The organism is Streptomyces canus (assembly GCF_030816965.1).
Taxonomy (GTDB): Bacteria; Actinomycetota; Actinomycetes; order Streptomycetales; family Streptomycetaceae; genus Streptomyces; species Streptomyces canus_E.
The window spans coordinates 121,724-136,022 of sequence record NZ_JAUSYQ010000001.1 but is presented as its reverse complement, the minus strand read 5'-3'; the positions used below and the strand labels follow the sequence as shown (position 1 = coordinate 136,022).

The window sequence follows — 14,299 nt, the reverse complement described above, 5'->3', positions numbered from 1 at the left end:
GCCCTTGACCGGATGGTTTGTCCGTGGTCGACGCCACACAGCCAAAGCCGCCATGGACTGGGCGGCGCGGTACAGAGCTCAGGGGCTGCCTGACAGGGTAGCGCCCTGGGCGAGTTGGCCGACGACGTCGAAGATGGTCTGGCAGAACGCGGTTCGCATCGGGATGATCACCGCCAGCAGAACCGCAACATTGATCGACAGAACCACCGACTAGCCCTCCCCGTCATACGAACGTCCCGACACACCTGTAGCCGGAAGCACTCCACGCGGTGGGTTGATCACTGATCGTTGGCGGCAAAACGCTTCTGCCCGTCCGAATTTCCGGCCTTGACCAGCCCGGTGCGTTTGCGTCCCGACCAGGTGCGCACGAAGCCGTGCGCGCCGGTCAGTGCATCGGTGGACGCAGCGTGAAGGGCTCAGGAGCGGGTGCGGGAGGGAAAGGCTCTCCCCTTCGGTGCACAGCGTTGCGTTCGCGACAGAGGATGATGCGGGCGCAGCGCACGGCACAAAGAGACCCCAGGCCTCAGATGCCCGGTGTCTCGTGCGGCTCAACCGGCAGCTGTGACCTGGCTATCTCCGTGCTTGATGAGCAGATCCAGCATCTTGTTGAACTCATCTGGAGGCATCTTGTGGATCAGTAGGTGCGCGGCGTCCACGCCGTTTGTATAGGGGAACCGCTTCAGTTGCTGGCTTCCAGCATCAGCTCCGATCTCGCCGGTGGATTGTGCTGGAACCGAAGATGTAGCCTCGCCCGGGCCTTCGGCGGGTGCGCTGACCTTTGCTGGGGCCATTTCGTCTTGCGCCGTGGTTGGTCCCGACACTGCTTCATCTTCAGCTGACAGCGGTGCCGCTGCGTTCGGCGGTGCTGGAGAGGGAGACGATGCGTTGCTGTGGGAATCGTCATCGCTGCCCGGGTGGTCGGTCTCGCGATGGACAGATGAAGGCTTGCCCGCTGCATCGGTGATTACGGCGTAATCACCTGTGTGCGCTCCCCCGGGCACGTGTTCGTCTGCATCAGACGTCTGTTGCGTCCTCCGGTGCTTCGACGCTCGCGCCTTGTCTTCTTTGTGTGCCCGCTCCGCCTTGAGCTCTTCCAGGGCCGCCACTTGCTGCTCGATGGGCTTGTTGCCGACCGCGCGCAGCAGGTCTATGGGTTCCTCTCCGATGCGGGCTTGGAGTTCGGGGGCCAGGTTGAGCAGGGCGAGGCGCTGAGAGATCCAGCCCTGGGAGCGGTGGAGGCGTTTGGCAAGGGCTCGTTGGCTGCCGTGGATGGCCAGGAGGCGCTGAAGGGCGCGGGCTTCGTCGAGTTCAGCGAGGTCTTGGCGGTGGATGTTGGCGACGAGGGCGGATTCAAGGAGCTCTTCGGGTGTGGATCCTTCGTCGTCGCTGACCATCACCTTGACCGTGGTGAGGCCGGCTTCACGGGCCGCGGCGAGACGGCTGCTGCCGTCTACTACGACGTGGGTGGTGTCTGGGTCGAGGTCGGCTTCGCGCTGCGGGTTGGCCTTGATGTAGGCGTCGCGGTTCATGACCGTGATGGCCTGCTTCTGGCCGTGGGTCTTCAGACTTCCCGCAAGGTCGGTGAGGTCTCCCAGAGTGGAGCGGGGGTTGTCCGGGTTGGGGCTGATGCGGTGGACGGAGAGTTCAGTGGGCGGGGCGACGCCCTCTGTCGGGACGCCAGTGGCTGCGGCGACGGCTTGGCGGCGGGCGCTGACTGTGCGCACTCCCCCGCCGAAGCGTCCGGAGCCAAGCTGATCGGCCTTGCTCACGAGACCTCCCTGGCCATGGCCCGCATGCCGACGGCCTGCTGAGATTTGGGTGCGTAGGACAGCAGGGGCTTCTTCACCCGGACGGCTTCCTTCTGTTCCTTGAGGTCTCCGATGAGGCCGACGACCCTCGGATCCTTTATGTCCACCCATCCTTGGAGGGACGAGGTGGCGATGTATCCGCGGCGGGAGTCGTAAAGGTTGACGACGATGCCGAGGTAGTCGATGTCGACCTTGAGGTCTCCACGCAGGTCCTCGATCTGTGTCGTGAGCAGTTCGTAAGCGTCGGCGGAGCTGTCCTCAGCCTGGACGACGATGAGGGCCCCGGACTGGCCTGGGGTTTCGCCGTCGCGCCGACGGCCGTAGTAGGCGGCTGCGTCCATGCTGAGGCCGAGGCTGGGTGGGCAATCGACGATGATCACGTCGTAGTCGGCTTCGAGCGGAGCAAGGGCACGCTCGAAGGCGGCTTCCCGGGCCCGTACTGCAGAGAGGCGCACATCGAGCAGGAAGGCGTCGTTGCAGGCGGGCAGGAGATGGAGACGTCCGTCGAAGGCTTCGTCGTCGACGGAGACGACGAGGTCCTGGAGGTTGCCCTTGGGGGTGCCTGCCATGTGGTTGGTGAGGCTGTCACCGTCCATCGGCAGTGGGGTGGCGCCTAGCTGGTTGGTGAGGTGGCATTGGGGGTCGAAGTCGACGAGCAGGACCCGCAGTCCTAGTCCGGGCAGGTTTTCAATGTCGAGCGGGTCGTCGTCCAGTTCGGCTTCGTCGCCGTGGGTCTCGCTCGCGCGCAGGGCCTTGGTGAGGGCCTTGGCGACGCGTACGGGGTGCAGGGTGTTGGGGTCTTCGGCTAGTGCCTCACCGAGTCCGGCGGTGATTGCTGTCTTGCCGACGCCGCCTTTCTGGTTGCAGACCACGATGCGGCGGGTGATCGTGGGCCGTTCGATGTCGGGGGCGGGGTTGGCGTCGAGCCACAGTTGGACTGCCTGGGCTAGCCCTTGGATGAGGGAGACTCGCCGGTCAGATGCGATATGCCGGAACTCCTCCCACTGCCCGGGGGGCAGGAAGGTGGAGAAGGAGTCTGCTCCGGCTGTGTCGATGGTGGCGGGTGTGGAAGCCAGGCTGCACCAGTCGGTGATGCCTTGTTCGACGGCGGTCTGGATCTCGATGCCGTGCTGGGCGGCTCTGATTTTGAGGTTCTGCCGGAGCCATCCCGGCAGCTTGGAGACGACCTTCTCGCGGTCGCTGGAGGTGGCTGGCGAACTCATGGAGGACACCATACTAACGCGCTTGATCATTTGCAGTATCGACACGTTAGCTAGACCAAGTTGCTGGAGCTGTCCGCCCTCTCCCCCCCTGATTACGCCGTAATCAGCCAGGACTTGGCGAGCTGACCGCGCTCCCGTGATTACGGCGTAATCACGGGAGTCTTGATGCCGTTTGTGAGGCTCTGACTCGTCTTGTCCCAGGATGGAGAGGTCAACTGCCTTGGCTCGCCAGGCCTCACCAGACGTTGAGGTTGTTGTAGGGCCTCACCGCTTTCACGCGTCACGTCGTTGGCGAGGGCCAGGAAGGTGGGGTGCAGGATGTACGTGCCCAGCTTGACCGCCGTCTCCATGTTTCGTCGCCGCGGGCCAGGTCGGTGACGAGGGCGGCAGTCCACCCCTCAAGGTAGGCATGCGGGAGCAGCAGCCCCAGGAAGCCAAAAGCGGCCTCCGCACGGCGCTCCGCCGAGTGCCGTACGTCGGTCTGGCCCGGCATGCCGGCCGCGCCAAGGTCGGCCTCGGCCCAACTGTGCGCGCGGACGTGCACGGCGAGAGCGAGAACATTACGGATGAAGCCCTCCTGCGCTACAGGCCCGACCGGCGGGTGGCCCGGCACGTCCGGCCCAAGCTCGCCTGCGTTCGCCCCGCCAGCTTGCCCAGGGCCCACGTCGATCGAGCCAGGTCGGGAGGATTCCGTCGTCACTCTCGTGCCGCGTCACGGGCGGCCCTCAGCACCCCAAGAGCCAGCCGGTCGAGGCGCTCAGGTGATGCGGTGGCCCATTGGCGCGGCCCCATGCGGATGTCGGCGTCCATACCCTTCCCCCAAGCCGGTCCGACGAGAAGAGCAGGAAAGGCCGATGAGCCCAGGATGACCCGTCTCACGCCGTTGTTCCAGCTTCAGTACTGGATGCGACAGCACTGGGACGATCTGGACAGGCCCGCCAGTGGCTTCAGCTGAGACGGGACATGCGTATGGTCACGGCTGTTGGGGGGCTTGTGAGCCAGGAACGTGGCGATCGTCCTCTTTCCTTCGTCAGGCTCCTGCAGCAGTCGCACAATAAGGACGAGTCCGGCTTGATTCAGCAGAGCGACGATCCGATCCGGCGGCAGCAGGTGAGACGCGTAGGACACCGGGTGGCCTCCATAGGCCTGCGTCGGGCGTAGGTGTATGTCGTCTCCCACGTGGCCGGCCATCATCAGACTGCCGCCAGGTGCGAGCGTGCGATGCGAACACGACAGGCAGCAACTCCGGCGGCGTGTGGTGGGTGGAGTAGTAGGCCAGGATGCCGCCGAGCTCGTTGTCTGGGATAGGCAGGGCGGTCATGGACCCCACAGTGAAGCTCAGTTCGGGTGGGCCTGCCGGGCTAGCTTGATCATCTTCGGAGACAGGTCGATGCCGAGTGCGGATACTCCCAGGTCTGCCAGATGCGCCGTGACTTTGCCGGGACCGCATCCTAGGTTTGCGACCGGCCCGAGGTCGGCCATCTGCACGACTTCGGCGAACGAGGCCAGCATGGCGCGTGACAACGGGTCCAGTTCTGCAGGGGCTTTGACGAGTTCCGTGTAGTCGGCGGCGACGGCGTCGTAGGACTCCCTGACCGCGGCAAGTAGGAGGGCTCAGTCACGCGGGTGACTCCAGAGGAGGACGCTGACAGCTAGGTGGCGGGTCTGAGATCGGGCCCTACCAAGCTCTCGGCATCCGTCAGGTGATTACGTCGTAATCACCTGACGGCGACCTGCGGCCCGGAAGGTCGGCTGTTCCTGTCGGACGGTTTGCTGTGGCGCGTGATGAACAAGGCAGCAGTTGGGGGACAGGGGGCCCGCCTCAATTGATCTGGTTCCGAGTTGGACCCCTGACGTGCGGCGACCAGTTCAGTTGAGACGTGGGGGTGCCGGGCAATCTCAGCTGATGTGGTCCTGGCCGGGGGATGCCGGATGCCGTCTCACTCGATCTGGTTTCGAATAGCCTGCTCCGCCCCTGTAGGGCGAGCGTGGAACGGTCGTGGAGATGATGGCCTGATGCAGTACATCCTCAACGCACCGGGACGGCTGACGGATAGGGGACGGCGGTTCCTCGCCGCGCGGGCCCGCACCGTTCCTTTCCCCACGCAGGACTACCCGGACGACACCGAGGTCATCGCCCGGCTCGCACCGTTTCCCGAGGTGGACACCACGATGCTGCTCGCCGGGCTCCGGCAGGCCCAGGACCGCTACGGCGGGCTGGTCTATCGCACCTCCGCCTGGTCGTTCCAGGAGGAGATTCGTTTCGAGCCGTGGCCGTACTACCAGGAAAGCGTGGACCACGGGCCGCTTGCGGAGTTCATCGACCACGAGGTGGCGCACCCGTACTCCGTGAAGCTGCGGAGCGACGGCGCGGTGGTGTACTGCTTCGGCGTAGACGTGGCCGTGTTTGCGGACGCCGACGCCCTGATCGAGGCGGACGCACTGTACTGGGAGTGCGAGAGCTGGATCCCAGTGGTGGAGCCGAAGGTAGGACAGTCCCCTGCGGGGGTCAGGGAGGCGGCTTCACGGCTGTCTTTGATCCGGGAGGGTTCCGGGAACACGGAGTGGTGGTGGGAAGCCGACGGGTTTCGAGTACACCTGTGGCGGACGTTCGCGGAGCTGTTTCAGCAGGAGAGGCTGGTCAAGTGGGGGCTGTGGGCCAGGGACGAGGCAGGTCTGCAGGCAGCCCACCGGTTCCTCGCGGGAAACGATCTTCGGTGACTGCTGCCGGTCTTCCATAACAGTTCGTCTCAGACGATCTTGCAGACCAGATCGTCTGAGATGACGAGCGAATCGGACCCGATCAACCGGGACAAGGACCAGATCGGCAGAGACGGGACAGAGGAGGCGGTATGAGCGTCCTACTGTCCCGTCTCAACGAAGCTAGTCGTCCGCGCCTCGCTGATCTGCGTGGACCGCATTGGGTGAGGGGCGGGGACTCGCTTCGTTGAAAAAACGACTCGATTGAGTGAGACGGGACACCTGCGGATGGATGCTCACATGAACGGCTCCTGGGGCCCTGGTGATTACGCCGTAATCACCAGGGCCCCAGGAGCTGGGCAGGGCCGGCTCGCAGGAGGGCGGTTTGCATCTGGCCGTCTTGGGGTGGGGGAGGGGTGGCGGGGTCTGTCCGTAGCCGAGCAGATGCTGTGGGATGCCCTTCTTCGGGCCGGCCCCACATTCCGTCGGAATGCTCGCCCGTGAGATGGGGTGCACGGGCATAGCTCGCGGGGGCGGTGTGTGCTGGCTTACCCGAGAACGAGTTGAGCTGCGGCAGTGTAGGCGAGCCGGGCCTCAGGGGTCATGGCAGCTGGCCTTGAGGTCGTACGCTCGATCCTCCTCAACGAGCGGACTGCCGCTGCGAGATAGGTCTCCAGGCCCACGAGTTGGGTGGGAGTCTGGCACTCGGGGAGGACTGCTTCGATCTGCTCCAGCCAGTAGGCGACGTCTTCGTCGTCGTCCAGGGGCCGACGACGAACTGTATGGGGCCCTCCTCTACTTGGAGGCCCATGCTGGGGCGCTGAAGGAGCAGACTGCTCGACGCACAGCGGCGCTCACGGGCGTCACGCTGTGGGAGTACATCCGAGAGCAGGCCGACATCCACCAGGCTGCAGCCGTTGAGGCAGCCCGAGCCGCGAGAGTGGAGTGGACCGACCTGGCGCCGGCGCTCGCCGTGAAGTCGGCCAGCGCGGCCTACAACAAGGCGGCCAGACTCCGCGCAGCCGTACTCAGCGACCTCTCCCCGGACGGCGCCCCCACCGTGCCCGTCCGCCGAACCCCGGAAGCCGTGCTCGCAGCCGAACGACATGCTGCCCAGCGTGCAGCGGAGGAACGGCGCGCGCAGGAACACGCCGCCCGTCGCCACAGCCTCATCGCTCCGGTCGCGCAGCGCCTACTCGACCATCGCGACGGCCGGCATCCGGGCCACGTCGGGATCCTCCGCCTCTTCATGCAGTACGCGGAGTTCGGCGACAAGGCGTGCCGCGTTGAGGCTGCCGATCCGTACGGGCGGCCTGATCAGGGGTTTTGTCGGGGAGGGGGACCTTCGTGCGGAGCGTGGCATGGCACCGTGCCGAAGACGGCAAAGGGGCACAATTCCACCACGTTCACCGGGAACGCTCAGGATCCCAAGCCGTGGCCTCGGCCGTAAAAGTTTCGGAGGTAAGAGATGGACGTTGTGTGGTCCATGACATCGGGGCAATCGGCACTCTTCGATTCCACCGAGAGGCGCTCGGAACTGCGTGACCTTGTGAGTGCCTTTAGGGAACTGCGCGCTAGCGGTCGGGGCCATCTGGAAGTCAATTTGCCGGATAGCCTGTACCCCTACTTGACCCTCAGTTTCCTAGGTGATCATGCCGTCATTCATCTCTTCACCTCCGAGGACAGTGTGTCCCTTCTTGTTGGGGATGGCTCTGTTTCCCCGGAGGGAGAAGTCGACGTTCCGGTCATGGATGAACTAGGAACCTTTACAGGTGACTTCGTGATGGGAGTCGATCGCGCATGGGATGTCATGGAGAATTTCGTCCGAGCGGGAGCGGTCGAAGGGCTCGGAGAGTGGTATGAGCTGTAGCGAAAGCTAGGACGTGCCACCTCCGGCGATAGTCGGACAGTAAAATCGCCGGCAAAGCATGATCCTGCTACACCATGAGACGCACACTGCATTGCTCGCAACGCCCCCGGCGCCCACCGCGTTTGGGCCCCGGGGCATTTGCTCTATGGTCACCACGAGGCCACTGAAGTATGAACTCGCGGGCGTTGACGTCACTTTCGCCCCAGCCGCAGGCGATTAACCGACGTGCTTGACCGTATCGATGACCCACTGGACGAGGTCCCCACGACCACGGGCGCGGCTGCCCTCACCCGAGCCCGGGCACAAGGGCGGGCCGTCCAAGCAGCCCACACCGCTGCCGCTGCCGCGCAGGCCGTGTTCAGCCGCCTGCGCCGCTGGTGACCATGCACGGCTCCGCCGCCTTGCCGTCCTCCCTAACCATCGGCTGGGCCGACGGGGAAGTCCGGATGGCTCGCGAAGAACTGCGTCTCCGCCCTCATCCAATCGAGCTGCTTCAACGCCTGCCCGATTCCTCCGTGGTCGAGGTGCACGGTCAGCCGGCCGTAGGCCTCGCCCAACATCCGCTGATGCTTCGGTCGCCGTTCCACCTCCTCGAACCGCTCCTGCAGAAACTCGAACCAGCGCTCTGCCTCGACCCGCATGCGGTCGTTTGTTGGTGGTGCAGGACCAGGTCACGTCATCCACGACGTCGTCGGTGGGGGAGACGATCAGCTGGAACCGTGCGGTGCCGGGAGCGTCGCCGGGCGTGGGGACGGTGTCGAGGTAGCCGTCGATGGTGACGGGCTTGGTGTCCATCAGATGGCCTCCGCCAGGGGCTTGGTGGGACGAGGGGAGCGGGGTCGGGTACTGCGCTGGCGATATCCAGGAGCTCGCGGTTGCGTCGCTTCTGGGCGTCGGTGAGCGGCCGGGCCTTCGCGCCGTGGCGGTGCCAGAGCGGGGAGGCGGGCGGCTCGGCGTAGGCGAGGGCGTGGTCGACGTCGCGTTGGGTGCTGTTCAAGGGAGCTTCCGGGGGAGGAATTCAGGCGTGGTCGTCGTCGCGCCGGCGCTTGAGCTGGACGTCGGAGGCGAATCTGCCGAGGCGGCCCTCGGTGGGGTTCGCGGCGATCCAGTCCTCAGCGCGCGCCTTGTGCACGGGCTCGCCGTAGTGGGAGCGCATGGGCGTGGGCTGGTCGCAAAGCGCGCAGGGGCGGTCCTGCCAGCGGTCGAAATGCTGGCTGTCGCGCCAGCGCGCCGGGAGGCGGGATCAGACCCGGCTCGAACAGCGGCTTCTTGCTTCGGCGGCCTGTCACGGCCGGAAGGCGGGCAGCTGCTGGAACACCTGCGCCACCAGGTCCAGCCGCGGCTTCCAGGCCGAGAGCGCGCCCGTGGCGGGCACGGGCCTGCGCTCAGAAGCCGGGCCGCTGACTCTCCCTGGCACCACACGCACCAACCGCTCTTCCACCGGGCTCGACATGCCCAGTCTCCACGCCATGGAGGGAATCGATTTGGACATTCGGTTCCCGCAGCTACCGCAGTGGAGAGTCAAGGCCGTCCTTGCAGAGCACGGCATCTCGGGAACCGAGACCGACTGGGTGCACCATGCCTGTGAAGGCTGCCCTGACTGCCTTACGTGCTTCCCACCGCAGGTTGACGCTCCGCGCTCATCCCGCCTGACGGGAGGCCAAGGCTGCAAGGTTCCCGTCCGATGGGATTCGCGGTCGTGTTGTGCAAAGCCCCTTGGATTAGGGCCGATTCCTGGCCGGATCATGGGCACGTGCCGCGTGATCAGTGCTGTTAGTCCTCATGAGCTTCGAATTCAGCAGGGAGGTTCATGCCATGACAAGTCGTCAGCGATCGTCTGGCTGCGACACGTCAACTCCTGGTGTCCGTATCGGAGGGGCGGGGGAGTATCGTGTCTCCGAGCTTGATCAAAAGAAAGTGGCCCCCACGACCTTCAGCAAGTCGAGGGGGCGGGCCCGCGGACTTTGTGAGAGGAGTCCGGAGGCCTGCCGACCACCCGTACAGAGCGAATCCCAGGTGATCGACATGCATCAGGGTACCCGTACCCTGCCTCAGTCACACAGCACCCCGCCGTGGTGCCAGCAGCGCGTGAGCGTGAGCTGGCCCTTCGGCGGGGCGTTTGTGCTGCGCTCAGCCGTCTGCCCCTCGGTTGAGGGGAGCGGCATGAGCTAGTCGAGGGGCGGCAGCGCCGCCCGGGGCCCAGTTACTAGGTGATTAGCAGTCACCTCGGCTGACGCCCCATCTGCCACCGGAGGGCTTAGCAGGCCCTCCGAAGGATTGCTGGACCGGTTCGCAGCCGGTCAAGCGGTCGATCTTGGTTCTCACCAGAACCCGAAGCACCCGGTAGGGGCTTCGTTGTGCCCACTTCTGAAAGAAGGGAGCGGTGTCATTCTGCATGACCGCTCGGCCTTTCGCCAGCCCACATACACCCGTTTTACTCCTGTTTGCCCTTCTGTGGCGCCACGTGTTGACGGATTTCACAGCCCGATCAGTCCGGACGATCCCTGTCTAAAACGGGGAGGCGGGCGGCCTGCTCCTGCCAGCCGGTGCTCGCGGGCGGCCGTCGCCGGGGTGCCTCGGTGAGCGCCGTGGCGGCGTCGGCCGCCGCGCTGGAGCACCCTCTCGGTGCGCTCTTCGACAGCTCCGTCGACGAGGCCCCGAGGCTCCCCGGGCAGCGGAACGCGCTGCGGTCTCTGCCGACTTCGGGGCAGGCGGGTGACAAAGTCCCGGACGAGCCGCTGCGCCTGGGCCGGAGGATGCGGATGCGGCTGCTCGCCGCCGTCCAGGCGCTGTTGGCGGACCCGTCGATCACCGGGCTGAAGGATGCGCCGAAGCTGGCGGCAGTGGTGCTCTACGCGAAGTCGCGGGCGCCCAAAGGCGAGAGAAACGACCTCCTGACCTCCATCTGGGGTGCGGAGCTCGGTCGGTGGATGGGCGTGAAGGAGTCGACGGTCCACCACAAGGTGCTGCCTGTACTGCGTGGTTCGGGCGCACTGCGCACGAGGGTGGTCACGGATGCGAAGGGGCACCCGACGGGGCTGGACTGTCTGGTGATGCCGCTGTGGAACGCTCACCGCGGCGGGGGAGCAGGGCACCCGCTCGCACTGACGAAGGCGGAACTAGCAACGCTGCTGCGTCTCATCGAGGCGCTGTTCGGGCCCGGCTGGATGCCGGTGGGCAAGGAGCCGACGCCGCCGGGGCTGCTGGCCGGCCGTACGGGCAAGGGCGCGGCGACCGACCGGCTCGGGCTGCTGCTGATGGTGCTGAACACGCGGGCGTCCGGCTGGCTTCAGCTGTGCGGCGGCTCGGTCAGGAAGAAGGAGGGGCGTGGGGCGGCGACGCTGGCGCGGCTGCTGGGCTGTTCACCGTCCGGGGCGCGGAAGGTCCTGGCCAGGCTGGCGGAGGCGGGTGTCGTGGCGCGGCAGCGCAAGGCGACGGCGACGCGGATGAAAGGCCGGGGCAAGGTCATGCTGCTGCCGGTCGCTCGTGCGTACGGCAGCACTCTGGCCTTTGTGGAGGCTGTTCGGGGGCCTGATCCCGTGCTTTTGGCGCGTCCTGATGGTGCGTGCGGAGATCATGCTCCCGCTGCTGTGGCCGGTGCCCTTGGTACGACTGAGATCTGCGGTACTGAGACCACCGGGGAGGCGGGGAACCAGGAGCGTCCCGATGGTGCAAAGCTCCACGCAGTCCACGCTCCTGTGGTTACTCCCGTCGTTCCTCTCCAGCTTCCTTGTGGTTTTTCCGGCGAAGGCCGTGGGGGTGAAGGCCGTCGGCCGGAGCGCGTGTGCGTGCGCGAGGACCATGCCGCCGAAGGCGAGGCCACCGTTGCCGAGTCGGCGCCGCCAGCGGCTGAGGACGGCCCGCTACGCGGGGAAAAGCCGAATGAGTTCCCAGCCGATGAGCGTTGTGGGCAGCGTGCTGCCGGGGCTGTGGCCGGTGGCCGGCCGCAGGCCGTGGGATGGGAGAAGGCGCAGCAGCAGCGGAGGGCGGACCTTCCGGCTGATCTTGGTCTGCGGGTGGCTCTGGGGCCGGCCTCCGGGTTGTGGGAGCGGTTGTCCGGATGGCAGCAGGACCAGGTCGCGGCGGCTGCGAAGGCGGAGGTGAGGCGGCTGGCGGGCATGCTGGAGCAGCCGGAGACGGCAGCGCGTCTGCTGGCCGATCGGCTCACCGACCGGCTGGAGGAGACCGGGGGCGAGGCCTTGGTAGGCAGTGCGTTCGGGTGGCTGATCCGGCGGGGCATGGTGCAGCGACCGGTCTGTGCGGACGTGCGGTGCGACGACGGGATCCGCCTGGACACACGGGAGGACTGCCCCTCCTGCGCCTCGGTGATCGCGGACCGGCGCGCGGTGCGGGCCAGGATCCGCATGGAGACTGCGGCGGACCTGGCGGGCGTGGGTACCGCCGAGCTCCGGGCCGCCTACGAGCGGCGGCTGCGCACCCACACCGTGGTGGAGGCCGAACGCGCCCAGGTCCGGCATGCCCGTGCGGCCGCCGCAGCGCAGGAGCGGCAGGTCGCTGTGGCACGGCGCCGGGAACGGGAGCAGGAGCAGGAGCGAGCAAGGCAGTCAGCGCCTTGCGCAGACTGCGGGTTGCTAGAGGCGGCGGGCCTGTGTCCGGCGTGCTCATACTCCCGGCGTACCAACCTACTCGTGGAGGAGGCCGTCGACCTAGTGATCGCGGTACGGGCTGATCTGGACGATCCGCAGCAGGTATCCGAGCTCACCGCCCGCTGCGAGGCCGACACCCGGGCCCTGATCGACGAGGTCTGCCGGCGCCGCGGCGGCGATGCCGCCTGGACGGCGTACGCGGCGCCCGAGGTCGCCGAACAGGTGCGCGACGAGCGCCGGATGGCCGCCGTACGGCGGCTGATGGCGAGCGAGGACGCCGACGCGGAGGCCGACGCCGCGTACGAGGCGGCACTGCGCCAGCGGCCCCGAGACCTTCGGGCTGCGGAGGCCGCCGCAGCCGGCGCCCGCCGCCGTACTGCGGACTACCTGCTGTGCACCCAGCTCGGGCAACTGAAGGTGCTACGGGCGCGGCTGGCGGCCAGCCGGTCGCATCGCTGGGCTGCGTGACGGCAGGTAGCCATCCGCGCGCGTCCGGGGAGCAGCTTGGTCGGGCTGGGGCTCAGTGACCATGGTGGGAGCACCCCCGCGCGCGGGGATGGTCCCACCGTCCGCCGCTGCCGGACCTACTACGCAGGCTGCTCCCCGCACCGCGGGGATGGTCCCGTCGGGTTGTGCCACGTCTCGGCCGCCGTGCCGCGCCTTCCCTCGTGCAGTCGCGCAGGGTGCACGCGGCCAGACTGCGGCGATCTTGTCTTTTTCTTACCGGTTGCTCCACTTCTTCTTTCAGTTCTTAGAAAGATCTTAAAACCGTACAGATGGTGCGGTCGCAGGCTGAACTGCCCAACGCCTTCGGCTCGAAGTGTATGAAGGCGGCTAATCGGGACGACCGGAGGCCACTGTCGCGAGCAGCTCTTCAGCTTTTCTGGTGACTCGCATGGCTAGATTTGAATATCTGGCGCTCTTTCAGTGGGTGATATTTGAGTCGTTGGTGAAGATCAGCTCGTTTCTGTTGGCTCCGTGTTGCGGAGCGTAGGGGAGGGAGCTGATCGTGCGTCACAAACCTGTGGCCCATGGCAGACCAAGTAGAGGCCGGGTGCGCCAGGCGCGACGGCTACGGCAGATAGCCATCGGCGTCGTGATGCTGTTCGCGACCGAGGCGGCGCTGGTGTCCCAAGACACCGGCATCGCGTTCGCCACGCCGACCACCGATGTCACGGCGCAGTCGACCACCGAGGCACCGGGTCCGGCGGAGGCGCAGGATGAGGCGTCGGCGGTGCTGATGGCCCGGTTGCAGGGCCGGAAGATCGAGGTGCTGTCGGAGCGGGCGGCCGACTCGACGACGTACGCGTTGCCCAGTGGGGAGCTGGAGACGGCGGCGTACGCGGGTCCGGTCCGGGTGAAGCAGGCGGGTGTGTGGAAGGACATCGAGATGTTGTCCTGGAGTTGACGGACATTCATGGCAGCGTCATCATGCAGTTGCCGCTCGACAGCTCCGAGGCAACGAGCGCACTCGCATACGACGAGTACGGTAACCCCGAGAGCAGCAGCACCACTCGCTACGGCTGGCTCGGTGGCAAACAGCGCTCCAGCGAAACTGTCATCAGCGCCACCCTCATGGGAGTGCGTCTGTACACCCCCGAGACCGGACGCTTCCTTTCAGTGGTCCCGGTGCCAGGCGGCAATGCCAACGCCTATGATTACTGCACCGCCGATCCAATCAATTGCTACGATCTGGACGGAAAGTGGGGCTGGTGGAAGCGAGTAAAACACTCGTTCGGCTGCACGCACACGAAGTGCCTCTTCTTCAACAGAGGAAACAAACACCTTGTCATGCGTGACGGCCGCCCTGGCCTCCACCTCTTCAACCACAAGATGCGATTCGAGTGGGACAGGCACAGCGGCTGGCACATGAACTATGGGAAGAAGCATTTTCGTGCCCGCAATGCATTGCGGTGGACGGCCAGATGGGGGAGTAGGTTCATGCGGGGCGTAGGGCGTTGGGGGCCGCCGATCTACACCACCCCTGTACAAAGGTGGCGCTATCCGTGCTACCCGAGGAAGGTCTGCCCGCCCGCTTAGGCCGACCTCGGATACCGATCATGATTGGATGTGCCTCTACTGTTGATCAAC

Annotated in this window: 10 protein-coding genes and 1 pseudogene; 4 read left to right on the top strand and 7 right to left on the bottom strand. The window is 66.2% G+C overall.

Features of this window, described 5'->3' with window-relative positions:
• Positions 1-78 precede the first annotated feature (78 nt).
• The 4 genes and pseudogenes from QF027_RS00665 to QF027_RS49420 all read right to left on the bottom strand — a co-directional run.
• Positions 79-207 carry a hypothetical protein gene (locus tag QF027_RS00665; protein ID WP_307072080.1) on the bottom strand — a complete coding sequence of 43 codons (129 nt, stop codon included), beginning with the start codon at positions 205-207 and terminating at the stop codon, positions 79-81.
• 341 nt (positions 208-548) lie between these two features.
• Positions 549-1,769 carry a ParB/RepB/Spo0J family partition protein gene (locus tag QF027_RS00660; RefSeq protein WP_307072079.1) on the bottom strand — a complete coding sequence of 407 codons (1,221 nt, stop codon included), beginning with the start codon at positions 1,767-1,769 and terminating at the stop codon, positions 549-551.
• Positions 1,766-3,031 carry a ParA family protein gene (locus QF027_RS00655; protein WP_307072078.1) on the bottom strand — a complete coding sequence of 422 codons (1,266 nt, stop codon included), beginning with the start codon at positions 3,029-3,031 and terminating at the stop codon, positions 1,766-1,768. The genes QF027_RS00660 and QF027_RS00655 overlap by 4 nt, the downstream gene beginning before the upstream one ends.
• Positions 3,032-4,009: 978 nt before the next feature.
• Positions 4,010-4,653, bottom strand: a pseudogene (locus QF027_RS49420) (class I SAM-dependent methyltransferase); the annotation flags it as partial.
• A gap of 394 nt (positions 4,654-5,047) precedes the next feature.
• On the opposite strand from QF027_RS49420, the gene QF027_RS00645 reads away from it, so the two are divergent.
• Entirely contained in the window at positions 5,048-5,752 is a 705-nt protein-coding gene (locus QF027_RS00645; RefSeq protein WP_307072076.1) for a hypothetical protein, read from the top strand.
• Between the two features lie 1,171 nt (positions 5,753-6,923).
• On the opposite strand, the gene QF027_RS00640 is transcribed toward QF027_RS00645, so the two are convergent.
• The 3 genes from QF027_RS00640 to QF027_RS00630 all read right to left on the bottom strand — a co-directional run bounded on the left by QF027_RS00640 (position 6,924) and on the right by QF027_RS00630 (position 8,757).
• Positions 6,924-7,094 carry a hypothetical protein gene (locus QF027_RS00640; RefSeq protein WP_307072075.1) on the bottom strand — a complete coding sequence of 57 codons (171 nt, stop codon included), beginning with the start codon at positions 7,092-7,094 and terminating at the stop codon, positions 6,924-6,926.
• Positions 7,095-8,014: 920 nt separating this feature from the next.
• The gene (locus QF027_RS00635) at positions 8,015-8,242 is read right to left on the bottom strand and encodes a hypothetical protein (protein ID WP_307072074.1); all 228 of its coding nucleotides are present in this window, start codon (positions 8,240-8,242) and stop codon (positions 8,015-8,017) included.
• 377 nt (positions 8,243-8,619) lie between these two features.
• Positions 8,620-8,757, bottom strand: a complete 138-nt coding sequence (locus QF027_RS00630) for a hypothetical protein (protein ID WP_307072073.1) — start codon at positions 8,755-8,757, stop codon at positions 8,620-8,622.
• Between the two features lie 1,423 nt (positions 8,758-10,180).
• Here QF027_RS00630 and QF027_RS00625 point away from each other — a divergent pair.
• The 3 genes from QF027_RS00625 (at position 10,181) to QF027_RS49415 (ending at position 14,248) form a co-directional block, all read left to right on the top strand.
• On the top strand, positions 10,181-12,676 hold the full coding sequence (locus tag QF027_RS00625; RefSeq protein WP_307072072.1) for a hypothetical protein: 2,496 nt from the start codon (positions 10,181-10,183) through the stop codon (positions 12,674-12,676).
• 586 nt (positions 12,677-13,262) lie between these two features.
• Complete coding sequence (locus tag QF027_RS00620; protein ID WP_307072071.1) at positions 13,263-13,616, top strand: hypothetical protein; 354 nt, start codon at positions 13,263-13,265, stop codon at positions 13,614-13,616.
• Complete coding sequence (locus tag QF027_RS49415; RefSeq protein WP_373432383.1) at positions 13,583-14,248, top strand: RHS repeat domain-containing protein; 666 nt, start codon at positions 13,583-13,585, stop codon at positions 14,246-14,248. Before QF027_RS00620 ends, QF027_RS49415 begins: the two co-directional genes overlap by 34 nt.
• Positions 14,249-14,299: the final 51 nt, after the last annotated feature.